Here is a 23,782-nt window from a genome sequence, read left to right as displayed (position 1 = left end):
TCAAACAAGAAGATGACCGACGAACATGATTCAACTCAGTTGAAGCATGCTCTAGGGGGGCGGATTTGACATTCGCTCGATACTTGCCGCGACTTCGTGAAGCGAATGTCAAATCCATAAAGCTCCACTACCAGCTTGATATTTGCTAGTGGTCCTTTTGATTCTAACATTCGCAAAAGTGGCTCCCAGGACGGGGAGCGAATGTTAGAACCGGACCACTAGGAATTTACTTCGCATGCTGGCGCGTCTGTCGATCCGTGACATCGTCCTGATCGAACGGCTCGATATCGAATTCTCCCGCGGCCTCGCGGTGCTGACCGGCGAAACCGGCGCGGGCAAATCCATCCTGCTCGATGCCTTCGCGCTGGCGCTCGGCGGCCGCGGCGATGCCGGCCTGGTCCGCCATGGCGCGGAGCAGGGCCAGGTGACGGCCACCTTCGACGTTCCCAAGGGCCATCCCGCGACAAATATCCTTTCCGAGAACGGCCTCGACGACACCGGGGAGATGATTCTTCGCCGCGTGCAGCTTGCCGACGGCCGCACCCGCGCCTTCATCAACGATCAGTCGATCAGCGTGCAGACCTTGAAAGCGGTCGGGGCGGCGCTGGTCGAGATTCACGGCCAGCATGACGAGCGCGCGCTGGTCGACGCCTCGACGCACCGGCAGTTGCTCGATGCGTTTGCCGGGCTGGAGAAAGAGGTCGCGGCGCTGGAGACGCTGTGGGAGGCGCGGCGCACCGCCAACCAGACGCTCGACGAGCATCGCGCCAGCATGGAGCGCGCCGCCCGCGAGGCGGATTATCTGCGCCACGCCGCCGACGAGCTCAAAGTGCTGAAGCCGAAGGATGGCGAGGAGACGGCGCTCGCCGAACGCCGCACCACCATGATGCAGGGCGAGAAGATCGCCAGCGACCTGCGCGAGGCGCAGGAGGCTGTCGGCGGCCACAACTCGCCGGTGCCCGCGCTGGCGGCCGCCGTGCGCCGCCTCGAGCGCCGCGCCGCCAATTCGCCGGCGCTGGTCGAGCCGGCGGTGAAGGCGATCGACATCGCCATCAACGCGCTGGAAGAGGCCGATCAACATCTCAGCGCCGCCCTAATCGCGGCCGATTTCGATCCGGCCGAGCTCGAGCGCATCGAGGAGCGGCTGTTTGCGCTGCGCGCCGCCTCGCGCAAATACTCCACGCCGGTGGATGGACTGGCGGCACTGGCCGCCAAATTTGTCTCCGATGTCGCACTGATCGACGCCGGCGCCGATCGGCTGAAGAAGCTGGAAGCGGCTTCTGCCGAGGCCGACCAGCGCTACGGTGCGGCGGCGGCGAAGCTGTCGGCAGCCCGCAGCAAATCCGCCGAAAAACTCAACAAGGCCGTCAACGCCGAACTGGCGCCGTTGAAACTCGATCGCGCGAAGTTCATGACGCAGGTCGAAACCGATGCGAATGCGCCGGGGCCGCAAGGCATCGATCGCGTCGAGTTCTGGGTACAGACCAATCCGGGGACAAAACCGGGACCGCTGATGAAGGTCGCCTCCGGCGGCGAGCTGTCGCGGTTCCTGCTGGCGCTCAAAGTGGTGCTGTCCGATCGCGGCTCCGCGCCCACGCTGGTGTTCGACGAAATCGATACCGGAGTCGGCGGCGCGGTCGCGGATGCGATCGGCGCGCGGTTGTCGCGGCTCGCCGGCCAGGTCCAGGTGATGGCCGTGACGCATGCGCCGCAGGTCGCCGCAAGGGCGAATCAGCATCTTTTGATTTCCAAGGACGCGCTCGACAAGGGCAAGCGCGTCGCCACCCGCGTCAACGCCCTCGCCGCCGACCACCGCCGCGAGGAAATCGCCCGCATGCTGGCAGGGGCGGAGATCACCGCCGAGGCGCGGGCGGCGGCGGAGCGGCTGTTAAGGGCGGCCACGGCGTGATCTGCTCGTGTCCCGGACGCGGTGCAGCGTGAAACGCTGCGCCGCAGAGCCGGGGAACGATATCCGCCACCGCCTTTTCTCCGAGCGACGTTCGTCGTATTCAACCTACATGGCCAAGACAGCGAAAACAAAAACCCCCACCGACGTCGCCAAACTCACCACGGCCCAGGCCAAGGTCGAGCACATGCGGCTGGCGCTGGAGCTCGAAGGGCACGACAGGCGCTATTATCAGGAAGATGCGCCCAGCATCAGCGATGCCGAATACGACGCCTTGCGGCAGCGCTTCAATGCGATCGAAAAGCGGTTTCCCGAACTCGTTACAGCGGAATCGCCGTCGCAAAAGATCGGCGCGGCGCCATTGGGCCGTTTCAGGAAAGTCCGGCATGCGGTGCCGATGCTGTCGCTCGACAACGCCTTCGCCGAGCAGGACGTGCTCGACTTCATCGGCCGCATCGAGCGCTTTCTCAAGCTAAGCGACGACAAGATCGATTTTTCCGCCGAGCCGAAGATCGACGGGCTCTCGATGTCGCTGCGCTACGAGGGCGGCGAACTCATCACTGCCGCCACCCGTGGCGACGGCGCGGAAGGGGAGGACGTCACCGCCAATATCCGGACGCTCGAGGACGTGCCGCAGAAGCTGAAAGGCCGCAACGTTCCTGATGTCTGCGAGGTGCGCGGCGAGGTCTACATGACCAAGAAGGCGTTCCTCGCGCTGAACGAGCGGCAGAAGGCCGCAGGCGACACCATCTTTGCAAACCCGCGCAATTCGGCTGCCGGCTCGCTGCGTCAGAAGGATCCCTCCATCACCGCCTCGCGCCCGCTCGGCTTCTTCGCCTATTCCTGGGGCCAGATGAGCGCGATGCCGGAAAAGACTCAAACCGGCATGATCCACTGGTTCGAGCGCTGCGGCTTCAAGACCAATCCGCTGACAAAACTTTGCCACTCCGTCGAGCACCTGATCGCGTTCCATCACCAGATCGAGGAGCAGCGCGGCGAGCTCGACTACGATATCGACGGCGTCGTCTACAAGATCGACCGTATCGACTGGCAGGAGCGGCTCGGCTTCGTCTCGCGCACGCCACGCTGGGCGATTGCACACAAATTCCCCGCCGAGCGGGCCATGACGGTGCTGCGCGACATCGAGATCCAGGTCGGGCGCACCGGTTCGTTCACGCCGGTCGGCAAGCTCGAGCCGGTCGGCGTCGGCGGCGTCATTGTGCAGAACGTCACGCTGCACAATGAGGACTACATCAAGGGTATCGGCAACAAGGGCGAAGTGCTGCGCGAGGGCCGTGACATCAGGCTCGGCGACACCGTCGTGATCCAGCGCGCCGGCGATGTGATCCCGCAGGTGGTCGATGTCGTCATCGACAAGCGGCCGAAGGACGCAAAGGAATTTCATTTCCCGAAGAAGTGCCCGTGCCCGTTGCATACCGACGTGGTGCGCGAGGAGACCGCGACCGGCGAAGAAGGCTCGCGCGCCCGCTGTACCGGCGAGTTCGCCTGTCCGTTCCAGAAGATCGAGCACTTGAAGCTGTTCGTGTCGCGCCGGGCCTTCGACATCGACGGGCTCGGCGAGAAGCAGCTCCAGTACTTCTTCGACCGCGAATGGGTGCGGGAGCCGGCCGATATCTTTACGCTGCCAAAACGCAACGCCAAGCTGAAGCTCGAAGAAATAGAGGGCTATGGCGAAACCTCGGTGCGCAACCTGTTTGCGGCGATCGACAGCCGCCGCCGCATCTCCCTGGAACGCTTCATCTATGCGCTCGGCATGCGCCATGTCGGCGAGACCACGGCGCTTGCGCTCGCGCGCGGCTACGGTTCGTGGGATGCCTTCCACGATGCCTGCCTCAAGGTCGCCAAGGGCGACGAGGAAACCATTGCCGAGATGGATGCGCTCGACCAGATCGGCGACACCGTGATCAAGAGCGTCGCCGCCTATTTCGGCGAAAGCCATAACCGCGGCATCGTCGAGCGCCTGGTCAAGGAGCTCAACGAGATCATCGACGCCGAAAAGCCCAAGAGCAATTCGGCCGTCGCCGGCAAGACCGTGGTGTTCACCGGCTCGCTGGAAAAGATGACGCGGGACGAAGCCAAGGCCACCGCTGAGCGGCTGGGCGCAAAGGCTGCGGGTTCGGTGTCGAAGAAGACGGATTACGTCGTCGCAGGGCCAGGGGCGGGTTCAAAACTCGCGGAGGCCAAGAAGCACGGCGTGCCGGTGCTGACCGAGGACGAGTGGCTGAAGCTGATCGGGGAGTGAGGAAGCGCGCGACACACTCCGCTGTCGTCACCCGCGAAAGCGGGTGAACCAGTATTCCAGACACATTGGTTATAGATGGAGAAGCCGCGGTGTACTGGATCGCCCGCCTTCGCGTGCGATGACACCAGAGTGTGGAGCGCTGACGTCGCGCATTACTTCGCCTGCTCGATCAATTCTTCGCAGACGTCCAGCCCTCAGTCGAATTCGAGGCGCTTACCTTTCTCCCACGGCCGGAAGGGCGAAACCACGCGTCCCTTGCGGTCGATGCGTCCCCATTGCCCGCCCTCGTACCAGCTATGCTCACCTTCGCCGGCAATCGTGCAGGCCGTGCAGACGACAGCAACTCCATCCTTGAATGGATAGGCTCCGTCATACTCCGCTGGGATCACGAGATTGAGTTTGCGATCGATGTAGCCAATCTTGCCTCCGACCCGCGACCGCGCAAGACCATCCTCGAAATAGTCGGGGCCGTTGTCCATTGATTCAACCGGAACCGGGATGACGCCACGTCGAACGTAGAACCATTGGCTTTCGCGTGTGTCAGGCCCACCCATTAGCAAGACGGAGGCCAGCCCATCACGGTCATATCGAAGTCGAGCCAGATAGGATCGCTTCAGGCGCGGCCGCCCGTCGGGGCCCATCGCCGCACACTGCTTGAAAATGCGCTCCGGCTCCCAGCAATCGAAGGCCGCCGGCGCGGCCGCGCCCTGATCGCTTGCGAGAAGCGGCTTGGACGAGAGCGCAAGCAGCGCGCCGAGCGCAACAATTTTGAGAAAATCAGGCATGATGCCAGCCAAGCAATCCATTGCGGCGTAAGAAAGTAGGGCGTGCTTCGCGGAGCCTGTTATCGCTCGCAATGACGGGCGAAGCATTATATGACCGTTCTGGCGCCGTCGTTCCGGGATGGTCCGAAGGACCAGACCTCAGGTGCGCAATTGCGCACCGGGGAATCTCGAGATTCTCAGGGGCGCAATTGCGCACCATAGTTCGGCTCTTCGAGCCGCCCCGGAGTGACGGGGGCTCACAACATCCGCGAGTCTTCCTCCTCCGCCTTCTTCACCAGCTCCTCGCTCACCACGACGTTTCGCCGCGGCACGAGGAAGAACATCGCCGAGGCACACGCGATCGAGAGTGCGAAGATCGCCGCCGTCAGCGGCAGCGTGGTGGTGGAGTGGCCGCCGAGATAGGCGCCGAATTGCGAGACCAGCGCGCCGAGGCCCTGCTGCAGAAAACCCATCGCGCCCGAGGCGGTGCCGGCGGCCTCGGGACGGGCGCTGATGGCGCCGGCCGCGGCATTGTTCATCACGAAAGCGTTGGCGACCATCACGATCATCTGGGTGCCGAACAGCCAGAGCGGCGCCTGGTTGATCCCGGCAATGCTCCAGACGAGGTTCAGCAGGCTGCCGGCGAATTGCACGGCGAGCCCGAACCAGATCAGCTTCTCCAGTGAATGCCGCGGCGCGAAGCGAACGCAGAACAAATTGCCGATCAGATACGCAAATCCCGTCGTCGCGAACCACGCGCCGTATTCGGCCGTGGTTCGGCCCATCTGCGTCACCACGATGTAAGGTCCGCCGCCGGCGAACATGAAAATGATCTGGGAAGCCAGCACCTGGCACAGCACATAGCCGATGAAGGCGCGGTTGCGGATCAGCTTGCCGACGTCGCCGCGGAAGCTGCTGCTCTCGCTGCGTTCGCCGCGCGTCTCCGGCAGCGCCAGCGCGATCAGCACCGCGACGCTGAGCGACGCCGCCGTGATGAAATAGAAGATGGCGCGCCAGCCGAACGCGGTCTCAAGCAGGCCGCCGACCAGCGCGCTGAGCATCTGCGCCATCATCATGACGGCGATCACGAGGCTGATCATGGAGCTGATGCGGTCGCGGCCGTAGAGGTCGCGAATGATGGCGCGGCTCACCACCATGCCGGTCGCGCCGCCGAGCGCCTGCAGGAAACGTGCGGCAATCAGTTGCGGCAGCGTCTGCGCCAGCGAGCAGCCGACGCTCGCCGCCACCATCAGGGCAAGGCCCGCGAGCAGCACCGGGCGGCGTCCGAACTTGTCCGACAGCGGCCCCATGATGAGCTGCGAGCAGGCGATGCCGACCATGTAAAGCGACACCGTCATCTGTGCGATGGAGATATCGCCGCCGAACGTCGTTGCCAGCACGGGCAGCGCCGGCACCAGCATGTAGAGCGAGATCGGCGCGACGCCGGTCATGGCGACCAGCATCAGCAGCATGATCTTCGAGGTCGCGACGGCATTCGCCGCCGCGTCGGGCGGCTTGCCCGCGACGCCGTGCATTCAGTTCCGATCCTATTGGTTGAATCGACTGTAGCGTGGTGGTTCGGCGCGAACAGGGACGTTTCGGCATGCGGCCATGCTGAATTGGGGAGGCGGGTACGAGGCCGGGCCGCTGGATTCTACTGTGCATGGGGTTGTTTTCGCGATTTTGTGTCCGGCGCCCGCGCCGTATCGCTGTAGGAGGCGCGGGGCCACGGCTTTAGTCAACGATCAAAGCGGCAGCATCGCCGCCGTCGCCTCATCCAGCCACAGCTTCGTGGCGTTGTCGTCGAGGTGCGGGCGCACCGCGCGGTTGACGCGTTCGTGGTAGTCGTTGAGCCATTTCAGCTCCGTCGCGCTCAGCATGTTCACGTCGATCAGGCGGCGGTCGATCGGCGCCAGCGTCAGCGTCTCGAACGCGTTCACCGGCTTCTCGGCGCCGGGTACATCGGTGCCGATGACGAGTTCGAGGTTCTCGATCCGGATGCCGTAGGCATCGGTCTTGTAGTAGCCGGGCTCGTTGGAGAGGATCATGCCGCGCTTCAAGGGCGTGGTGCCGAGCTTCGAGATGCGCGCCGGGCCTTCATGCACCGAAAGATAGCTGCCGACGCCGTGTCCGGTGCCGTGCTCGAAATCGAGGCCGGCCTGCCAGAGGAATTGCCGCGCAAAGGAATCGAGCTGCGCGCCGGTGGTGCCGTCGGGAAAAATTGCGCGGGCGATCGCGATGTGTCCGCGCAACACGCGGGTGAAGCGATCGCGCATTTCGTCGGTGGGATTGCCGATCGCAATCGTACGGGTGACGTCGGTAGTGCCGTCCTCGTACTGCGCGCCAGAATCGATCAGCAGCAGATCGCCCGGCGAAATCCGCCGGTTGCTCTTGCGGGTGACGCGGTAATGCACAATGGCGCCGTTCGGCCCGGTGCCGGCGATGGTCGGAAACGAAACGTCCTTCAGCGCGCAGGTCTGACGGCGGAACGTCTCCAGCGCCTCGACGGTGTCGATCTCCGTCAACGCACCCGATGGCGCCTCGCGGTCGATCCAGGCGAGGAAGCGCGCCAGCGCCACCGCGTCGCGCTGGTGCGCGGTCCGCGTGCCCTCGATCTCGGTGATGTTCTTCACCGCCTTCAACAGGCTCACCGGATCGTTGCCGCGGACCGGTTTTCCCCCGGCGCTCGCGATCAGCCGGCTCAGCGCGTCCGCCGCGGTGGCGTTGTCGAGGGCGATCGCGGCGCCGCTGCGCGCAAGCTCGGTCAGTTCAGGCACCAACCCGTCGGGCTCCCGGACGTCGGCGGATTGTTCGAGATGGTCGCGCGTCAGGTTGGAAAGCTTGCGATGGTCGATGAAGATGGTAGGGCGGCCGTCCTTCGGCACCAGCGCGTAGGACAAAGGCAGCGGCGTATGCGAGACGTCGGCGCCGCGAATGTTGAAGGTCCAGGCCACCGCGTGGCTGTCCGACAGCACCAGCGCATCGACGCCGAGCTTGTTGATCTCCAGCCGGATGCGCTTGAGTTTTTCGGCCTCGATCTCGCCGGAAAACTGCACGCCGTGCGTGGCGACGCGGCCGAGCGGCGGGGCCGGGCGCTCGGTCCAGATCGAATCCAGCGGGTTGCTCTCGACCGCAATCAGCTCCGCGCCCGCCTTGGTGCAGGCAGCGGCCAGACGCTCGGCTGCCGCCGAAGTGTGCAGCCACGGGTCGAAACCGAGGCGGTCGCCGGCCGCAAGGTGCTTGGTCAGCCAGTGCTCCGGTGGCGGATCGGCCAGCGGCTCGATCTGCCAGGCCTTGCGGTCGACCTGCTTGGCGGCCTGCAGCGTGTAACGGCCATCGACGAAAACGGCGGCCTCGCGCGTCAGGACGATCGCCGTGCCGGCCGAACCAGTGAAGCCGGTCAGCCAGGCCAGGCGCTCTTCGGAGGCCGGGACGTATTCGTTTTGCTGCTGATCGGCGCGCGGAACCACGAATCCCGTCAGCTTCCGCCGTGCCAGCTCCTCGCGGAAGCGGGCCAGCCGCGCGGTCAGCGCCACGCCGCCTTCGGGTTCTTCGAATGTCTGGAAATGGGCTTCGAACATCGCCTGGTCACTTTAGGGTTGGGTGGAGCAGTCCGCAATCTGGCGGTACCGGCCACAATTTGGCATAATCTGTGCTCCAATATGTCCGTCCGCGCTAGTCGGACGGAGCGGTTGCGGTGTAGCCGTTCAGCTCAAAGATACCGGGAGAGAGCTCCAGGAGTGTTCCAACTCAACGAAGAGGGGATACACCATGCCTGCTTTCACGTTTGAGAAGATTTCGCCGCCGGACCGCCGCGGCCCGGTCCCGCCCGTCGCCAACAAGAAGCAGCGCGGCGTCATCGTTCAGATACTCGACCGGTTCGCGGAAGCGCGCGTCAAGCGGTCGTTGAAGCAAGAGAAGGGCGTCATCGCCCGCAACCGGCACAAGCCAGCCGATTAGATTCTAGTTCACCTTGCGCAGCAGGAGGCTGCTCCAGCCTTCGATGCGCAGGTGCCGTACCGGCACCAGCCCGCGGGCGCGATAGGCGGCGATGACGGCGGGCGCCTGATGCGTCAGGAGCCCTGAGAGAATGACCAGCGCCGACGGCGCCAGATGCCGTGCCATCGGCCCTGCCAGTTGCCGCAATGGATTGGCCAGAATATTCGCCAGCACCAGATCGAACGGCGCGGCTTCTGCAAATTGCGGCGCCGAGAATCCGGTGGCGCGGACCGCCCGCACCAGATGCCCCGATACGTTCAGCCGCGCATTGTCGCGCGCGACCCGCACCGAGGGCGGATCGATATCGCTTGCCAGTATCCTTTCGTGCAGCGCCTTCGCCGCCGCAATCGCCAGCACGCCGCTGCCGGTGCCGAGATCGAGCACGCGGCGCGGGCGCCAGGCTTTCAGGACATGATCGAGCAGCAGCAGGCAGCCGCGCGTGGTGCCGTGGTGGCCGGTGCCGAAGGCCAGCGCCGCCTCGATCTCGATGCCGACCTTGTTGGGGGCGATCCTGTCGCGGTCATGCTGGCCGTGGACCACGAAGCGTCCGGCAGCCACCGGTACGAGGTCTTCGAGGCTGGCCTTGACCCAATCCTTGGCTTCGACCGTGTCGAAGGCGATGCCGGCTGCGATTTCCGCGCCGGCCGCATTGGCCACCAGTTCGCGGACCAGCGTCTGATCGGGCGGCGCGGCAAAATGCACCGTAACGTCCCATCGGCCATCCGGCCGTTCGAATGCGGCGATCGCGGCCTGGCCCTCAAAAAAAACTTCGGTCAGGACGTCGACGACGCCTTTAGCCGTGTGCTCGTCGCCGACAGCGAAATGGACGCGATGTGTAGGGGCGAGGGAAGTCATTGAAGGACCTGGCGAAAGCGGGAAAGGATACGATCGGGTATGGGCGTTTCGTTCAAATTTGAGCAAGTTTCATGTCGGACTACTCGGAAAAGGTGCATGGTTCCACCGCCTATCCACAGCCGAACTGGGAAATTACCAACCGGCTATCGACGGACGCATACCGAGATCTTCCACAGCAGTTACCACGGGTTATCAACAGGCAATCCACAGGCTTCTTCCGTCGTTGCCCACCGGCTTTACCCACATTGTCCACTGCGTTCTGGCTACCTGAACAGGGCGCGGTGATCGCCCAGGATCACCTTCGCGGCGTTGTGGCCGGGGGCGCCGGTGACGCCGCCGCCGGGATGCGCGCCCGAACCGCAATGGTAGAGGCCCTTCAGCGGCCCGCGATAATCGGCATAGCCCAGCATCGGCCGCGCCGAGAACAATTGGTTTAGCGTCAGTGCGCCGTGAAAGATGTCGCCGCCGAGCAGGCCGAACTGCCGCTCGAGGTCGAGCGGCGACAGCACCTGGCGGCCGATCACGCTTGTCCCAAAGCCCGGTGCATATCTATCCACCGTCGCGACCATGAGGTCGGCGACTTCCTCGCGGTGATCGTCCCATGACCTTCCTTCCGGCAATTCTGGCGCGACGTGCTGGCAGAACAGGCTCGCGACATGCTGGCCGTCCGGCGCGAGGGAATCGTCGAGCGTCGAGGGGATCAACATTTCCACCACCGGCTCGCGGCTCCAGCCATGCTCTCGCGCGTCCTGCCAGGCGCGATCCATGTAACCGAGGCTGGGCGCGAGAATGATGCCGGCGGTGAGATGATCGCCGGCGCCGGGAAGGGCAGTGAAGGAAGGCAGCGCGTTCAGCGCGACATTCATCCGGAACGTGCCGGAGGCGTTGCGCCAGCGCGCGATGCGTTCGAGGAATTCCGGCGTCAGCGCGCCCGACGGCACGAGCCGCGTATACAGCAATTTCGGATTGACGCCGGAGACGACGTACTTCGCGCGGACGGTCTCGCCATTGTCGAGGATGACGCCAATCGCGCGCCCACCCTCGACGATCACCTCGCGCACGCCGGCTTCCGTTTCGATCTCGGCGCCATGCGCCCGCGCGGCACGCGCCATCGCTTGCGTGATCGCGCCCATGCCGCCGATGGCGTGGCCCCATACTCCCTTCTTGCCGTTCACCTCGCCGAATGCGTGGTGCAGCATCACGTAGGCGGAGCCGGCGGCGTAGGGACTGGCGTAATTGCCGACGATGGCGTCGAAGCCGAACAGCGCTTTCACCAGGTCGTTCTCGAAACGCTCGTCCAGCATTTCGCCGGCCGAACGCGTGAACAGGTCGAGCAGACTGCGCTGCTGTTCGAGCGAGAGCTTGCGTAGGATGCCGGCCGTGCCGACTGCGTTGAAGGCCTCGCGGATCGCGCCGATCCCAAAACCCTCGACGAGGTTCGGCGGCGCACGCAGCACGAATTGCCGGAGCACATCGGCGATGGCTTCCAGTTCGCGCGAGAAGGCCTCAATCGTGACGGCATCGCGCTCGCTGAGTTTTGCCACCGATTGCCGGGTGCGGCCCTCGCCGGTCAGGAGAAAGCTGCCGCCGGGGGCGGGCAGAAAATTCTGTGCTCGGCGCTCGACGATGCGCAGGCCGTGTTCGGCAAGCTTCAGGTCGGCTGATATCTGCGGGTTGAGCAGGCTGACGGTATAGGCGGCCACCGAATTGCGGAAACCGGGATGGAATTCCTCGGTCACTGCGGCGCCGCCGACCGTCTTGCGGCGCTCGACCACTTTCACGCGCAGGCCGGCCATCGCCAGATAGGCCGCGCAGGTGAGGCCGTTATGCCCCGCACCGATGATGACGATTTCGGTTTCGCTCATGTCCGCTTCAAGAAGGTTTGATTAGCATGGGCTCGTCATTCCGGGATGGTCCGAAGGACCAGACCACACCCGGAAATCTCGAGATTCTCGGATATGCAATGGCATACCCTGGTTCGATGTCTCGCATCGCCCCAGAATGACATCTCAAACACACGTGCTGTCGCGCTCAATCAGCGTTCCGTCAAGCCTGCGGTTTCTTGCTAGCCATGTTGCCATATGCTCCTATCTGCGCTTCCGGCACAACCTGCCGGAATGCTCGCCGCCGGCTCCCGCCGGGTTCAAGCCGGAGCTTTCATGATTTCTGAGCCGTCTGCCTCGCGAAACCGGCTGGTGCTGGTCGTTTATACTGCTGCGATCTTCGTCAGTGCGCTGTTACTGTTTTCGGTGCAACCCCTGTTCACCAAAATGGTGCTGCCGCGGCTCGGCGGCTCGCCGGCGGTCTGGTCGGTGGCGATGGTGTTCTTCCAGTCGCTGCTGCTCGGCGGCTACGCCTATGCGCATTTTCTGATGCAGATCCGTAATCGCACGATTCCGGTAGCGGTCCATCTATTGCTGCTTGCAGTTGCGATGCTGACGATGCCGCTGTCGATCGCGAGCGGGTGGGGCGATCCGCCGAATTCAGGCTATGCGCTCTGGCTGCTCGGCCTCTTTGCCGTGTCGATCGGCCTGCCGTTCTTCGCGCTCGCGGCCAACAACCCGCTGCTGCAGGCCTGGTTCGTCCGCACCGGGCACCCCAACGGTCCCGATCCGTACTTCCTCTACGCTTCCTCGAATGTCGGCAGCTTCCTGGCGCTGTTGTCCTATCCGGTGCTGCTGGAACCGATGTTCACGCTGCGCATGCAGAACCTGATCTGGACCGGCGGCTATGGCCTCCTGATCGTGCTGATTGCTACCTGCGGGGTGTTGCTGCTGCGCTCGCCAGTGAGGGCGGGGGAACTGAACTTGGCGCCAGACGATAGCGACGTGCCGGCGCCGTCATGGATTTTGCGCGCCCGCTGGATATTCCTCGCCGCCGTGCCGTCGGGGCTGCTGATCGCAGTGACAGCCCATATTTCCACCGACGTCGCCGCAGCGCCCTTGCTGTGGGTGCTGCCGTTGTCGCTTTATCTCTTGACTTGGGTGCTCGTCTTCCAGTCGCGCCCGCTATTGCCGCACAAATGGATGCTGCTGGCACAGCCGCTGGCAATCGCCGGCATCGTGGTGCTGCTCGCGTTCGGCGGTGAACAGAATCTGCTGCTGACGCTCGGCGGGCACCAGTTCTGCTTCTTCGTCATTGCTATGGCCTGCCATGGCGAGCTGGCGCGCACGCGTCCGGCGGCGAAATACCTCACCGGCTTCTATGTCGCGCTGTCGTTCGGCGGCATGGTCGGCGGCTTGTTCGCCGGCCTGATCGCGCCGTTCACCTTCTCATGGGTCGCCGAATATCCGATCCTGCTGGCGCTCGCGGCGCTGTGCCGCCCGGCCGGCGGCGAACGTTTGCCGCGCTGGAACGCGTGGTACTGGCCGTTCCTTGCGGTGCTGGCGGTGGCGCTGATCGCGCCGTCCTGGTCGACCGGAAAAGTGTTCAACTGGTTCGAAGATCACCGCGTCTGGGTGATCGGCGCGGTCGGGGTGCTGGCGGCACTGCTGGCGCTCGCGCTCAACGCCGGCCGCTGGAAGATCTTTGCGACCGTCGCGGTGGCGCTGGTACTGCTGCGCGCTTATCCTTCCGATGACGGCCGGGTGGAGACGGTGCGCAGCTTCTTCGGCGTCCACAAGATCGTGGTGACGCCGAACGGCCAGTATCACGTGCTGATGCATGGCACCACGATCCACGGCGCCGAGAAATTCAAGAACGACGACGGCACGCCGGTCACCGGACAGCCGGAACCGATCACCTATTATCACAAGAGCGGCGGCATCGGTCAGGCGATCACCGCGATCCGAGAACGCAAGGGCGCGCCGCTGCGTGTGGCCGTGATCGGGCTCGGCTCCGGCACGCTGACCTGCGCCTCGGAGCCCGGCGAGGACTGGAAATTCTTCGAGATCGACCAGACCATGGTCGATACCGCGCGTGACCCGAAATACTTTACCTACATCCAGGTCTGCGAACCGAACCTGCAGCCCGTGATCGGCGATGCGCGGCTCACCTTCGCGCGCGAGCCCGACGGCGTCTATGACCTGATCATCGTCGATGCGTATTCGTCGGATGCGATCCCGGTTCACCTGGCGACCGAAGAGGCGATGGAAATCTACAAGTCCAAGCTGGCGCCGCAGGGCGCTGTGGTGATGCACGTCTCCAACCGGCATCTCGAACTGTCGAGCGTGGTCGTCGGCATCGCCGACGCCAACGACTTGAAGAGCTGGGTCTACAGCGAGGATTCCGGGCGCGACAGCGAATACATCTTCTCGACCTCGGTCGTGGTCTCGGCGAGGGAAGAGACCGATGTCGGCAAGCTGGCATCGTCGGAGCAATGGGCGCTGACGGAAGCCAGGAAAAACCAGCGGGTCTGGACCGACGATTATTCCAACGTGCTGGGCGCGGTATGGCGGCGGCTTAGAAAAGGCGAGGAATAGGCGAGTTGCAGCCGGGCAGGGTGCGGCTATGATCGTGGTCAGCCCTGAACCGATGGAGCGACGATGGCCAATTTCACTCCCGTATCGGCCGCGATCGGCGGCGTCCTGATCGGGCTTTCCGCCGTGCTGCTGATGCTATCGACCGGCCGGATCGCCGGGATCAGCGGCATCTTTAGCGGCCTGTTGAACTTGCGCGGCGAGGACAAGGGCTGGCGCATTGCCTTCGTCGCAGGGCTCATTCTGGCGCCTATTCTTGCCGGCCTGATCGGTTACGGAATGGCGCAACCCAAGCTGCCGATGAGTTGGGCCGTCATTGTCGTGGCGGGCCTGCTGGTCGGCTTCGGCACGCGGCTCGGCGGCGGCTGCACCTCCGGTCATGGCATCTGCGGCATAGGGCGGCTTTCCCCACGCTCCATAGCCGCCACGATCGTCTTCATGGTGACGGCGGTTATCACCGTCGCGATCACCCGTCACGTACTGTGAGGTAGGCCATGTGGATCATTGCTCCCCTGATTTGCGGCCTGATCTTCGGCGCGGGCCTCCTGATATCAGGCATGGTACAGCCGACCAAAGTCCTCGGCTTCCTCGATATCTTCGGCGCGTGGGATCCGAGTCTCGCGGTGGTGATGGCTGCGGCGCTGGCTGTTTCGATACCCGGCTTCAGACTGGCTGACCGCGGTGCACGGCCTTGGTTTGCCGGGCAATATTTTCGGCCGGGCAAATCGGGAATCGATTTGCCGCTGGTCGCAGGCGCCGGGCTGTTTGGAATCGGATGGGGATTAGTCGGTTTGTGCCCTGGGCCGGCGCTGGAGAGCCTGGCGACGCTGTCGCCCGGGGTCATCGTCTTCGTCGCCGCCATGGCGGCAGGGATGATTGCTAACGACGCTAGGCAACAGTCGCGGCCGACCGCGCAACGCGACCGGCCGTTGGCGAGCGCGACGGACGGCTGAGACGTGGTCGCAGATGATGCTGCGACCACAATGAACTCACGGGCTAATCCTGATAGCTGAACAGGCCGCGCTGCTGATAATAAGGCCGTGGCTGATAGTAGCCCTGCGGCGCCGGCGCATAGCCGCGGTTGGCGTAATACTGCTGCTGCTGCTGATAGGCTTGGGTGTCGTAGACGCGGCGGCCGGGCGCGGGATAGCGCGCTTCGTTCGACGAGCCATCGGCGGGATAGATATAGCCGTCGTCGGCCCGCGCCACCGGTGCCGTGCGTTGCTGCGGCGGGGTGATCACGACGGGATCGCCGGCGGCGTCGTATTGCTGCTCATATTGCGGTTGCGGGGCGCGACGTGCCACGGCCGTATTGGCGCGCCGCGGATTGCGCGCCAGGGCGACCTGGGAGGAGCCGGTCAACGTCACCGTCGTGTTGAGCACGCCTACCTGCTTCACCAGATCCCAGAGCTTCGCCGCATTCTCGCGCGACAGCCGTACGCAGCCATGCGAGGCCGGGCTGCCGAGACGGCTCACGGAATCGGTGCCGTGGATGGCATGGCCGATCTTGGTGAAAAAGATCGAATGCGGCATCGGCGCGTCGTCGAATTCCTTGGAATAGTGGTCCTCTTCCATCCGGAAGGCGCGGAAGCTGCCGTTCGGAGTCTCATAGGAGGGAAGGCCCGAAGACACCGGCCAGCGGTAACGCTCGACGCCGTCGACGGCGACGGTCATCTGCTGGTTGTCCTTATCGACAGTTATGGCGACTTTGGCTTGGGCTGTGCCGGAGGCGAACAGCGTCAGGGCGGTGACGGCAATGAGGAAGGAACGCATTTTACCTTTGGCCTCCAGGCCCCTGTATGAAGCGCCGGCTCTCCGTCCCCGGCATCCAATATGCCCGGAAACCGGCACTGGTTCCAGTGGCCTGCGTCCGCAATCGTTAACGCGTCCCGCGGCGCAAACAAGGCGGCGGGACGGCGCAATCGGCGGCAAAGTGCTGACATTTTCGCGAGCGAGCTACAGATCCCGCGTCAATTCTTGAGCCGGTACCCGGTCCTGAAGATCCACCACACCAGCACCATGCAGATGGCGAGGAAGCCGAGCGTCATGCCGAGGCTCAAGCCCACGCTGACGTCGGCGATCTCGTAAAAGCTCCAGCGGAAGCCCGAGATCAGGTACACGACCGGATTGAGCAGGGTGACGGTGCGCCAGCCAGAGGGCAGCATGTTGACCGAGTAAAAACTGCCGCCGAGAAAGGTCAGCGGCGTCACCACCAGCATCGGGATCATCTGCAGCTTCTCGAACCCGTCGGCCCAGATGCCGATGATGAAGCCGAACAGGCTGAACGTCACCGCCGTCAGCACCAGGAAGGTCAGCATCCAGAAGGGATGAAGGATGTGCAGCGGCACGAACAGCGCGGCGGTCGCCATGATGATCACGCCGAGGATAATGGATTTGGTTGCGGCCGCGCCGACATAGCCTATCACGATTTCGATATAGGAAACCGGCGCCGACAGTATCTCGTAGATAGTGCCGACGAATTTCGGAAAATAGATTCCGAACGAGGCGTTGGCGATGCTCTGGGTCAGCACCGACAGCATGACGAGACCCGGCACGATGAACGTGCCGTAGCTGACGCCCTCGACCTCGGTGATGCGCGAACCGATCGCGGCGCCGAACACCACGAAATAGAGCGAGGTAGAAACCACCGGCGAGACGATGCTCTGCAGCAGCGTGCGCCAGGTACGGGCCATTTCGAACAGATAGATAGCGCGGATCGCACGGTAGTTCATGGCGCCCTCACCAGGCTGACGAAGATGTCTTCCAGCGAAGACTGGGTGGTATCGAGGTCGGAGATGTGGATGCCGGCGTTGCGGAGGTCGGTCAGCAGGCTGGTGATCCCGGTGCGCTCGCCCTTGGTATCGTAATCATAGGTCAGCAGCCGGCCATCGCCGGACAATTGAAGCTTGTAAGGCGCGAGGGCGGACGGAATGGCGTCGATTTTCTGCTGCAGGTGCAGCGTCAATTGCTTCTTGCCAAGCTTCTGCATCAGCCCGGCCTTGTCCTCGACCAGGATGATCTCGCCCTTGTTGATCACGCCGATGCGGTCGGCCATCTCCTCGGCTTCCTGGATGTAATGCGTGGTCAGGATGATGGTGACGCCGGAGGCCTGCAGGCCGCGCACCACGTCCCACATGCCCTTGCGCAATTCGACGTCGACGCCCGCGGTCGGCTCGTCCAGGAACAGGATTTGCGGCTCGTGCGACAATGCCTTTGCAATCATCACGCGGCGCTTCATGCCGCCGGAGAGCGTGATGATCTTGGAGTCCTTCTTGTCCCACAGCGACAGGTCCTTCAGCACCTTCTCGATGTGAGCCGGATTCTTCGGCTTGCCGAACAGGCCGCGGCTGAAGCTGACGGTTGCCCATACGGTTTCAAACGAATCAGTGTGCAGTTCCTGCGGCACCAGCCCGATCAGCGAGCGCGCGGCGCGATAGTCGCGGTTGATGTCGTGCCCGCCGACCGTGACGCGGCCCTCGCTTAGATTGGCGATGCCGCAGATGATGCTGATCACCGTGGTCTTGCCCGCGCCGTTCGGCCCGAGCAGCGCGAAGATTTCGCCGCGCTTGATGTCCAGATTGATGCCGTTCAGCGCCTTGAAGCCGGAGCCGTAGGTTTTTGAGAGATTTGAGACGGATATGATGGAGGGCATCGCGAGCATGGCAGTCTGAAATGGAAATGGGCGAACGACACAGCGGCGCTTCGGCCGGGTCGAGGCTGGGAAGGGGTGGGAACCGGGAGATAGGAACGCGGAAGGTCCTCCGCAATGCGGAGAACTGAGAAAAGCGCCTACTCCGCGGCGCGAGCGGCCAGGCCGTTCAGACCTGCGCAACGCTAGAGCGAAATGGGTTGGAGTCGAGGCGATTTGCCATTAGCGCGAAGCTAACGATCTCGTGTCCCGGACGCAGTGCAGATACTCTTCGGCGTACACCGCAGGGCCTAGACACAAAAACGCGAAAACAACCCCATGCAAAGTAAAATGGGCCCCGGCTCGCGGCACTCACGCCGCTTGCGTCCGGGGCACGAGATGGTCCGCCGTCACGGCCCAACCTAATCTCATCCTGATCTAGGCAGCGGTCAAATCAGAGCGTTGTTTACGCCACCTCGTTTGCCTTCGCGAGAGCGCGACGAACAGCTTTGGGTTCCTTCTTGATGACGCTAATAAGCGTGCGGGCTGCGCCGGAAGGGCGGCGCGTACCAAGCTCCCACTTCCGTACAGTTCCGACTCCCGTTCCAATCAGGGCGGCGAACTCGTCCTGTGACAGACCAAGCATTAGCCGCGCTTCGCGCGCGTCGGTTTCCTTTGGAGTGACACGATGCACAATTGCCTTTGTCGTCTTTCCCGAAGCATGATTGTGCGCGTCGCGTAGACTCGCGCGAATGTCGTCGGCAAGCCGGCTTCTCTTGCTCGTCATTTTTCTTTCCATGATGTCGCCGCATGTCGGCTCGTAAGCAACCATGTCAATGACGGCGTCGCGCTGTCTGTCAGTTAAAAGTTCGCTAGCGCGGCGGCGATATCCTGCGAATTCGATCACCGAAACGGGGCGCTTAGCCATCTCACGATGATACCCCAATGGGGCTTAGATCGCAAGGGTCCTGCGCACAGCCATTACACCCGCTCCACGAAGCTATCGACCACCTTCTTCTCGCCGGCCTTTTCAAACGCGATCGTCAGCTTGTTGCCGTCGATCTTCACCACATGGCCGTAGCCGAATTTCTGATGGAAGACGCGATCGTCGAGTGAGAATTCCGAAACCGTGCCGGTGGATTTCGCGACCAGCTCGCCTTCGATCACCAGCGGGCCGCGCTTGTTGCGGGAGAAGCCGCCTGAAAATGACGATTGGCTTTCTTCGAAACCGCCACGGGCCTGACCGCTGCGGCCGCCCTGGCCGCGGTTGCGATTGGCCTGCGCGCGCTGCCAGCCCGGTGTCGAATAGCTGGAGCCGAAGGATTCGACGTTGTCGAAACGGGACGGACCGTAGCCGCCGGTGCCGCCCCAGCCGGAGCCGCCCTTGGACTCGGTGATCTCGACATTGGCCGACGGCAGTTCGTCGAGGAAACGCGAGGGGATCGTGGTCGACCACGTGCCGTGAATGCGGCGGTTGGTGGCGAAATAGAGTTTGGCGCGGCGGCGCGCGCGGGTCAGGCCGACATGGGCCAGGCGCCGCTCCTCTTCGAGGCCGGCGCGGCCCTGTTCGTCGAGCGTGCGCTGGCTCGGAAACAGGCCTTCCTCCCAGCCCGGCAGGAATACATTGTCGAATTCGAGCCCCTTGGCCGAATGCAGCGTCATCAGCGACACTGCCTCTTCCTCGGCGCCGCCGTCGCGGTCCATCACCAGCGAGATATGTTCGAGGAATCCTTGCAGGTTCTCGAACTCCTCCATCGAGCGCACCAGCTCCTTCAAATTGTCCAGCCGGCCCGCGGCGTCGGCGGAGCGGTCCTTCTGCCACATCTCGGTATAGCCGCTCTCGTCGAGCACGATTTCGGCCAGCTCCGTATGCGCGGCGACCTCGCGCTGCGCGCGCCAGCGGTCGAACTGCAAAATGAGGTCGCGCAGCGCGCCGCGCGCCTTCGGTTTCAATTCGTCGGTTTCGACCACCGCCCGTGCCGCCTCGAACAGCGGCATGCGCCGCTTGCGAGCATGGTCGTGCAGCATCTGCACGGTGGCGTCGCCGAGCCCGCGCTTCGGGACATTGACGATGCGCTCGAAGGCGAGGTCGTCGGCGGGCGAATTGATCACGCGCAGATAAGCCAGCGCATCGCGGATTTCGGCGCGTTCGTAGAACCGCGGACCGCCGATCACGCGGTAGGGCAGGCCGAGGGTCACAAAACGATCTTCGAACTCGCGCATCTGGAACGAGGCCCGCACCAGGATCGCGACCTCGTTGAGGTTCTCGCCCGCGCGCTGCAATTGCTCGATCTCCTCGCCGATGGCGCGGGCTTCCTCCTCCGAATCCCAGGAGCCGGTGACGGTGACCTTCTCGCCGTCGACATCCTCGGTGCGCAGCGTCTTGCCGAGCCGGCCTTCGTTGTGCGCGATCAGATGCGAGGCGGCGGCGAGGATGTGGCCGGTGGAGCGGTAATTGCGTTCAAGGCGGATAACTTTTGCGCCGGGAAAATCGTGCTCGAAGCGCAGGATGTTGTCGACCTCCGCGCCGCGCCAGCCATAGATCGACTGGTCGTCGTCGCCGACGCAGCAGATGTTTTTGGGAGGAGAGGGCTGAGCGACGGCATTTCCCGCGTCATTCCGGGGCGCACCGACAGGTGCGAACCCGGAATCTCGAGCTGAGTCCTCTTGATCTCCAGATTCTCTGATGTGCGATTGCACATCAGAGTTCGCGTCTCCGACGCGCCCCGGAATGACGGGAGCACCGGGAATGATCGCCGACAGCGGCACGCCCGGCCTCGACGGCGCCTGCGACAGCAGCCGCAGCCACAGATATTGCGCGACGTTGGTATCCTGATATTCGTCGACCAGAATGAACTTGAAGCGGTTCTGGTATTGCCTGAGCACATCAGGGTTCTCGCGAAACAGCCGGATGTTCTCGAGCAGCAGATCGCCGAAATCGGCGGCGTTGAGGATTTTCAGCCGCTCCTGATAGCTGGCGTAGAGCTTGCCGCCCTTGCCGTTGCCGAACATCGCGGCTTCGCCCGACGGCACCTGGCCGGGGGCCAGCCCACGGTTCTTCCAGCCGTCGATCAGACCGGCCAGCATCCGCGCGGGCCAGCGCTTGTCATCGATGTTCTCGGCCTGCAACAACTGCTTGAGCAGGCGGACCTGATCGTCGACGTCGAGCACGGTGAAATTGGATTTGAGCTGCACCAGCTCGGCGTGGATGCGCAGGATGCGCCCACCGATCGAGTGGAAGGTGCCGAGCCACGGCATGCCTTCGACGGCCTGGCCGAGCATCTGGCCGAGGCGGAGCTTCATCTCGCGCGCGGCCTTGTTGGTGAAGGTCACCGAGAGAATTTCGTGCGGCCGCGCGCGGCCCTGGCTCAAGATGTGCGCAATGCGCGTGGTCAGCACGCGGGTCTTGCCGGTGCCGGCGCCGGCCAGCACCAGAACCGGCCCGTCCAGCGTCTCGACCGCCTCGCGCTGCTCCGGATTGAGCCCGCTCAGATATTGCGGGCCGGCGGCGGCCCGCGCACGCGCGGCGATGCCGCCGGCCGCAGGCTGGTGCTCGGGGACGCCGTGATGGGGCAGTTTGCTCGGCTCGGTCATTTCTCGAATCGTCTCGGCCCCCACGATGGCACCGTGAGGCGGTAAAGGGGAGCCTTCATAGCAGGGATCAAGGGCCATATAGGGCCTGTCCGGCCGTTTTGACAGGTTTTATGCGGTAGCGGTTGCGGGCCTGATTTCGCGGCTGTGCGGCGATTTTGTTCCGCTCGAAACGTCAAATTTCGCGCTTTTGCCGCCCGGAACCATCATTCCCGGCCCGGATTGGTCCCGCAGGCGATGTGCGACGCCTCAGTCGCCGCCATCGAAGGAGCAACAGGCAATCGAGGTCGTGACATGCTGAGTTGGGTCGTTACGTTTCTGATCATCGCGCTGATCGCGGGTGTTCTTGGCTTCGGCGGAATCGCCGGCGCGTCAGTCGAAATCGCCAAGGCGATCTTCTTTATCGCCGTAATCCTGTTCCTGGTCTCGGCCGTTGTCGGACTGGTGCGTGGACGAAGCAACATCTAGCGCGGCACCGACAAAAGCGTGGCGCCGCGCTACTGCGCGGCAGCCAGCGCCAGACAGGACCGCTCGATATTGCGGACGATCAGGTCCGCGAATTGCTTCGGGTGGGTGGCGATCATGAAATGAGACGCGCCGGCAATCGCGGCGCGCTCGGCACGTGGAATGTACCGGCTCAGTAGCTCGTTCGCCCGGCGTGCGGCCGGATGACTGGTCTCACCCCACAAGACCATCGTGGGAATTTTCACGGTCGCCAGCGACGCGGGCGTAAGACGAAAGCCATACGCCGATTCCCAATCCAGCAAATTGGCCGGTGTGGTTTCGATGGCGTAGTCGCGCACGCGCTGCGGCCATGCGGCGAACGTGCCGACGCCGCCGTAGAAATCGATCATTCGCGCAATCGCATCGGCTTCACCGCGTCTGAAAGCATCTGAATAGGCGCGGGACATGTTCCGGAAAGTATCATAGTGCTGGTGCTCTCCGGTTTCTTTCAGGATGTCCACGGCCGGTGCTTCGGCGATCGTCAGGCTGAGCAGCGGAACGCGTCCTCGCAATGCGACCGCAAGCGCGGTCAAGCCGCCGAACGAGTGACCGACGAGATGCACCGGACCGCCTGCACGACGGATCACCGCCTCGAGTACCTCGCGCTCATATGCGATATCCGTATCAGCCGAGGTGCGGCGCTCGGCGGTGCCGCCATATCCGAGCAGGCTGGTGGTCACGCAGCGGAACCGGCCCTGCCAATGAGCCATGACCGCGCGCCAGGCCGCACCGGTGCTGCATGAACCCGGTACGAGCACAACGGTCGGACCCTTGCCGGCCTCCTGGTAATCGATGAGCCCGGGCGTCTGGTAAATCATCTCGGAAGCTCCTTCGTGAGTATACCGACGGGCGGCGGCCAGCCCAGGGCCGCCGCCTTACGGCTGGATTTCGTCAACGTTTGACGATGACGATTTCGAGATATTCGCTCGGCAGCACCATGGTGCCGTCCTCGGCGCGGTTCATCGACGCGATCAGCGTCAGGATGTCGTCGGCAAGGCGACGCTGGTTGGTTTCGTCAAGCGCGGCAAAGGCTTTCAGCGTCGGGCCGTAGTAATTCCTGAACACGTCGAGAAAATGCAGCGGCGAGCGGTAGCGGAACATGAAGTGCCGCTTCTCGGCCTTGATCGATGCGGCCGACGTTCCGAACATCTCCGTGATGCGCGCCTGCGTGCCCCACAGCGCGGGCGATTTCGCGCCCGCCGGCGGCGGCAGGTATTTGCCGAGCGTCTTGAACAACTGCCCGATAAAACCTTCCGGCGTCCAGTTGGCGAGACCGATCTTGCCGCCGCTCCTGCATACCCGGAGCAATTCGGAAGCAGCGCGGTCCTGGTCCGGCGTGAACATCACGCCGAAAGTCGAAACGACGACGTCGAACGTGGCGTCATCGAAGTTGAGCGCTTCCGCATCCGCTTCCTTGAACTGGACCGACAGGCCTTCCGCGGCGGCGCGGGTGCGGCCGCGCTCAAGCAGGCTTGGCACGTAGTCCGTGGACATTACCTCGCACCAGCGGCGCGCCGCAGCAAGAGTGACATTGCCGTTGCCGGCGGCGACATCGAGCACCTTCTGGCCGCCTCTGAGATCTAGCGCTTCGCACAGTTCTTCGCCGACGATCTGCAGCGTGGTGCCGACGACGGCGTAATCGCCGGAGGACCAGGCGCCGTGTTGCTTGGTTTTCAGGGCGGAAAGATCGATCTGGCCGGGTTGCAGGGTTTGAGCGGCAGCGGATGTAGCCATGTTCTAATCCTTTGAGCGGGTGAACTTGCCGATTTCAGCGTGCTGCCGGCTTAGTACCGAGGCCGCCAGAGGCCTATCCAGTTCGCGACACGGCTATCCCGAACGTGAACCTTTCTGCCG

At 63.8% G+C, this 23,782-nt stretch carries 19 protein-coding genes; 7 read left to right on the top strand and 12 right to left on the bottom strand.

Annotation, left to right across the window (positions count from 1 at the left end):
- Window positions 1–235: 235 nt before the first annotated feature.
- Window positions 236–1,909, top strand: coding sequence for a DNA repair protein RecN (recN, locus tag LMTR13_RS31485; RefSeq protein WP_065731157.1), 1,674 nt, complete (start codon window positions 236–238; stop codon window positions 1,907–1,909).
- Between the two features lie 109 nt (window positions 1,910–2,018).
- Window positions 2,019–4,169 carry an NAD-dependent DNA ligase LigA gene (gene ligA, locus LMTR13_RS31480; protein ID WP_065731156.1) on the top strand — a complete coding sequence of 717 codons (2,151 nt, stop codon included), beginning with the start codon at window positions 2,019–2,021 and terminating at the stop codon, window positions 4,167–4,169.
- Between the two features lie 194 nt (window positions 4,170–4,363).
- On the opposite strand, the gene LMTR13_RS31475 is transcribed toward ligA, so the two are convergent.
- The 3 genes from LMTR13_RS31475 to LMTR13_RS31465 form a co-directional block, all read right to left on the bottom strand.
- Complete coding sequence (locus LMTR13_RS31475; RefSeq protein WP_065731155.1) at window positions 4,364–4,954, bottom strand: WG repeat-containing protein; 591 nt, start codon at window positions 4,952–4,954, stop codon at window positions 4,364–4,366.
- Between the two features lie 236 nt (window positions 4,955–5,190).
- Window positions 5,191–6,468, bottom strand: coding sequence for a multidrug effflux MFS transporter (locus LMTR13_RS31470; protein WP_065731154.1), 1,278 nt, complete (start codon window positions 6,466–6,468; stop codon window positions 5,191–5,193).
- Window positions 6,469–6,678: 210 nt separating this feature from the next.
- Window positions 6,679–8,514: an aminopeptidase P family protein gene (locus LMTR13_RS31465; protein ID WP_065731153.1), complete on the bottom strand. Its 1,836-nt coding sequence runs from the start codon at window positions 8,512–8,514 to the stop codon at window positions 6,679–6,681.
- Between the two features lie 190 nt (window positions 8,515–8,704).
- Here LMTR13_RS31465 and LMTR13_RS31460 point away from each other — a divergent pair, with 190 nt between their 5' ends.
- The gene (locus LMTR13_RS31460; RefSeq protein WP_065731152.1) at window positions 8,705–8,893 is read left to right on the top strand and encodes a hypothetical protein; all 189 of its coding nucleotides are present in this window, start codon (window positions 8,705–8,707) and stop codon (window positions 8,891–8,893) included.
- Window positions 8,894–8,896: 3 nt separating this feature from the next.
- On the opposite strand, the gene LMTR13_RS31455 is transcribed toward LMTR13_RS31460, so the two are convergent.
- Both LMTR13_RS31455 and LMTR13_RS31450 read right to left on the bottom strand, forming a co-directional pair.
- Window positions 8,897–9,787 carry a 50S ribosomal protein L11 methyltransferase gene (locus LMTR13_RS31455; protein ID WP_065731151.1) on the bottom strand — a complete coding sequence of 297 codons (891 nt, stop codon included), beginning with the start codon at window positions 9,785–9,787 and terminating at the stop codon, window positions 8,897–8,899.
- 263 nt (window positions 9,788–10,050) lie between these two features.
- Entirely contained in the window at window positions 10,051–11,652 is a 1,602-nt protein-coding gene (locus LMTR13_RS31450; RefSeq protein WP_065731150.1) for a phytoene desaturase family protein, read from the bottom strand.
- 294 nt (window positions 11,653–11,946) lie between these two features.
- Here LMTR13_RS31450 and LMTR13_RS31445 point away from each other — a divergent pair, with 294 nt between their 5' ends.
- The 3 genes from LMTR13_RS31445 (at window position 11,947) to LMTR13_RS31435 (ending at window position 15,158) form a co-directional block, all read left to right on the top strand.
- Window positions 11,947–14,208, top strand: coding sequence for a fused MFS/spermidine synthase (locus LMTR13_RS31445; protein WP_065733120.1), 2,262 nt, complete (start codon window positions 11,947–11,949; stop codon window positions 14,206–14,208).
- Between the two features lie 63 nt (window positions 14,209–14,271).
- On the top strand, window positions 14,272–14,691 hold the full coding sequence (locus LMTR13_RS31440; RefSeq protein WP_065731149.1) for a YeeE/YedE family protein: 420 nt from the start codon (window positions 14,272–14,274) through the stop codon (window positions 14,689–14,691).
- A gap of 8 nt (window positions 14,692–14,699) precedes the next feature.
- Entirely contained in the window at window positions 14,700–15,158 is a 459-nt protein-coding gene (locus LMTR13_RS31435; protein ID WP_065731148.1) for a DUF6691 family protein, read from the top strand.
- A gap of 43 nt (window positions 15,159–15,201) precedes the next feature.
- Here the strand turns inward: LMTR13_RS31435 and LMTR13_RS31430 are convergent, their stop codons facing one another.
- The 5 genes from LMTR13_RS31430 to LMTR13_RS31410 all read right to left on the bottom strand — a co-directional run bounded on the left by LMTR13_RS31430 (window position 15,202) and on the right by LMTR13_RS31410 (window position 21,427).
- Window positions 15,202–15,978 carry a L,D-transpeptidase gene (locus LMTR13_RS31430; protein WP_065731147.1) on the bottom strand — a complete coding sequence of 259 codons (777 nt, stop codon included), beginning with the start codon at window positions 15,976–15,978 and terminating at the stop codon, window positions 15,202–15,204.
- Between the two features lie 197 nt (window positions 15,979–16,175).
- On the bottom strand, window positions 16,176–16,937 hold the full coding sequence (locus tag LMTR13_RS31425) for an ABC transporter permease (protein ID WP_065731146.1): 762 nt from the start codon (window positions 16,935–16,937) through the stop codon (window positions 16,176–16,178).
- Window positions 16,934–17,857 carry an ABC transporter ATP-binding protein gene (locus tag LMTR13_RS31420; RefSeq protein ID WP_065733119.1) on the bottom strand — a complete coding sequence of 308 codons (924 nt, stop codon included), beginning with the start codon at window positions 17,855–17,857 and terminating at the stop codon, window positions 16,934–16,936. The genes LMTR13_RS31425 and LMTR13_RS31420 overlap by 4 nt, the downstream gene beginning before the upstream one ends.
- Window positions 17,858–18,299: 442 nt before the next feature.
- Window positions 18,300–18,761, bottom strand: coding sequence for a helix-turn-helix domain-containing protein (locus LMTR13_RS31415; RefSeq protein WP_083219305.1), 462 nt, complete (start codon window positions 18,759–18,761; stop codon window positions 18,300–18,302).
- 53 nt (window positions 18,762–18,814) lie between these two features.
- Window positions 18,815–21,427: an ATP-dependent helicase gene (locus tag LMTR13_RS31410; RefSeq protein WP_065731145.1), complete on the bottom strand. Its 2,613-nt coding sequence runs from the start codon at window positions 21,425–21,427 to the stop codon at window positions 18,815–18,817.
- A gap of 291 nt (window positions 21,428–21,718) precedes the next feature.
- On the opposite strand from LMTR13_RS31410, the gene LMTR13_RS31405 reads away from it, so the two are divergent.
- Window positions 21,719–21,892 carry a DUF1328 domain-containing protein gene (locus tag LMTR13_RS31405; RefSeq protein WP_065733117.1) on the top strand — a complete coding sequence of 58 codons (174 nt, stop codon included), beginning with the start codon at window positions 21,719–21,721 and terminating at the stop codon, window positions 21,890–21,892.
- Window positions 21,893–21,921: 29 nt separating this feature from the next.
- On the opposite strand, the gene LMTR13_RS31400 is transcribed toward LMTR13_RS31405, so the two are convergent.
- The gene (locus tag LMTR13_RS31400; protein WP_065731144.1) at window positions 21,922–22,746 is read right to left on the bottom strand and encodes an alpha/beta fold hydrolase; all 825 of its coding nucleotides are present in this window, start codon (window positions 22,744–22,746) and stop codon (window positions 21,922–21,924) included.
- Window positions 22,747–22,819: 73 nt separating this feature from the next.
- Window positions 22,820–23,662 (bottom strand): class I SAM-dependent methyltransferase, encoded by an 843-nt coding sequence (locus LMTR13_RS31395; protein WP_065731143.1) that lies wholly within the window; start codon window positions 23,660–23,662, stop codon window positions 22,820–22,822.
- Between the last annotated feature and the right edge of the window lie 120 nt (window positions 23,663–23,782).

Source organism: Bradyrhizobium icense (assembly GCF_001693385.1).
Classification (GTDB): domain Bacteria; phylum Pseudomonadota; class Alphaproteobacteria; order Rhizobiales; family Xanthobacteraceae; genus Bradyrhizobium; species Bradyrhizobium icense.
This window is presented reverse-complemented; position numbering and strand designations above follow the sequence as displayed.

Excerpts from the sequence above, each read along its gene's own strand:
- recN (WP_065731157.1), top strand. The coding sequence starts at position 236 with ATGCTGGCGCGTCTGTCGATCCGTGACATCGTCCTGATCGAACGGCTC.
- ligA (WP_065731156.1), top strand. The coding sequence starts at position 2,019 with ATGGCCAAGACAGCGAAAACAAAAACCCCCACCGACGTCGCCAAACTC.
- LMTR13_RS31475 (WP_065731155.1), bottom strand. The coding sequence starts at position 4,954 with ATGCCTGATTTTCTCAAAATTGTTGCGCTCGGCGCGCTGCTTGCGCTC.
- LMTR13_RS31470 (WP_065731154.1), bottom strand. The coding sequence starts at position 6,468 with ATGCACGGCGTCGCGGGCAAGCCGCCCGACGCGGCGGCGAATGCCGTC.
- LMTR13_RS31465 (WP_065731153.1), bottom strand. The coding sequence starts at position 8,514 with ATGTTCGAAGCCCATTTCCAGACATTCGAAGAACCCGAAGGCGGCGTG.
- LMTR13_RS31460 (WP_065731152.1), top strand. The coding sequence starts at position 8,705 with ATGCCTGCTTTCACGTTTGAGAAGATTTCGCCGCCGGACCGCCGCGGC.
- LMTR13_RS31455 (WP_065731151.1), bottom strand. The coding sequence starts at position 9,787 with ATGACTTCCCTCGCCCCTACACATCGCGTCCATTTCGCTGTCGGCGAC.
- LMTR13_RS31450 (WP_065731150.1), bottom strand. The coding sequence starts at position 11,652 with ATGAGCGAAACCGAAATCGTCATCATCGGTGCGGGGCATAACGGCCTC.
- LMTR13_RS31445 (WP_065733120.1), top strand. The coding sequence starts at position 11,947 with ATGATTTCTGAGCCGTCTGCCTCGCGAAACCGGCTGGTGCTGGTCGTT.
- LMTR13_RS31440 (WP_065731149.1), top strand. The coding sequence starts at position 14,272 with ATGGCCAATTTCACTCCCGTATCGGCCGCGATCGGCGGCGTCCTGATC.
- LMTR13_RS31435 (WP_065731148.1), top strand. The coding sequence starts at position 14,700 with ATGTGGATCATTGCTCCCCTGATTTGCGGCCTGATCTTCGGCGCGGGC.
- LMTR13_RS31430 (WP_065731147.1), bottom strand. The coding sequence starts at position 15,978 with ATGCGTTCCTTCCTCATTGCCGTCACCGCCCTGACGCTGTTCGCCTCC.
- LMTR13_RS31425 (WP_065731146.1), bottom strand. The coding sequence starts at position 16,937 with ATGAACTACCGTGCGATCCGCGCTATCTATCTGTTCGAAATGGCCCGT.
- LMTR13_RS31420 (WP_065733119.1), bottom strand. The coding sequence starts at position 17,857 with ATGCCCTCCATCATATCCGTCTCAAATCTCTCAAAAACCTACGGCTCC.
- LMTR13_RS31415 (WP_083219305.1), bottom strand. The coding sequence starts at position 18,761 with ATGGCTAAGCGCCCCGTTTCGGTGATCGAATTCGCAGGATATCGCCGC.
- LMTR13_RS31410 (WP_065731145.1), bottom strand. The coding sequence starts at position 21,427 with ATGACCGAGCCGAGCAAACTGCCCCATCACGGCGTCCCCGAGCACCAG.
- LMTR13_RS31405 (WP_065733117.1), top strand. The coding sequence starts at position 21,719 with ATGCTGAGTTGGGTCGTTACGTTTCTGATCATCGCGCTGATCGCGGGT.
- LMTR13_RS31400 (WP_065731144.1), bottom strand. The coding sequence starts at position 22,746 with ATGATTTACCAGACGCCCGGGCTCATCGATTACCAGGAGGCCGGCAAG.
- LMTR13_RS31395 (WP_065731143.1), bottom strand. The coding sequence starts at position 23,662 with ATGGCTACATCCGCTGCCGCTCAAACCCTGCAACCCGGCCAGATCGAT.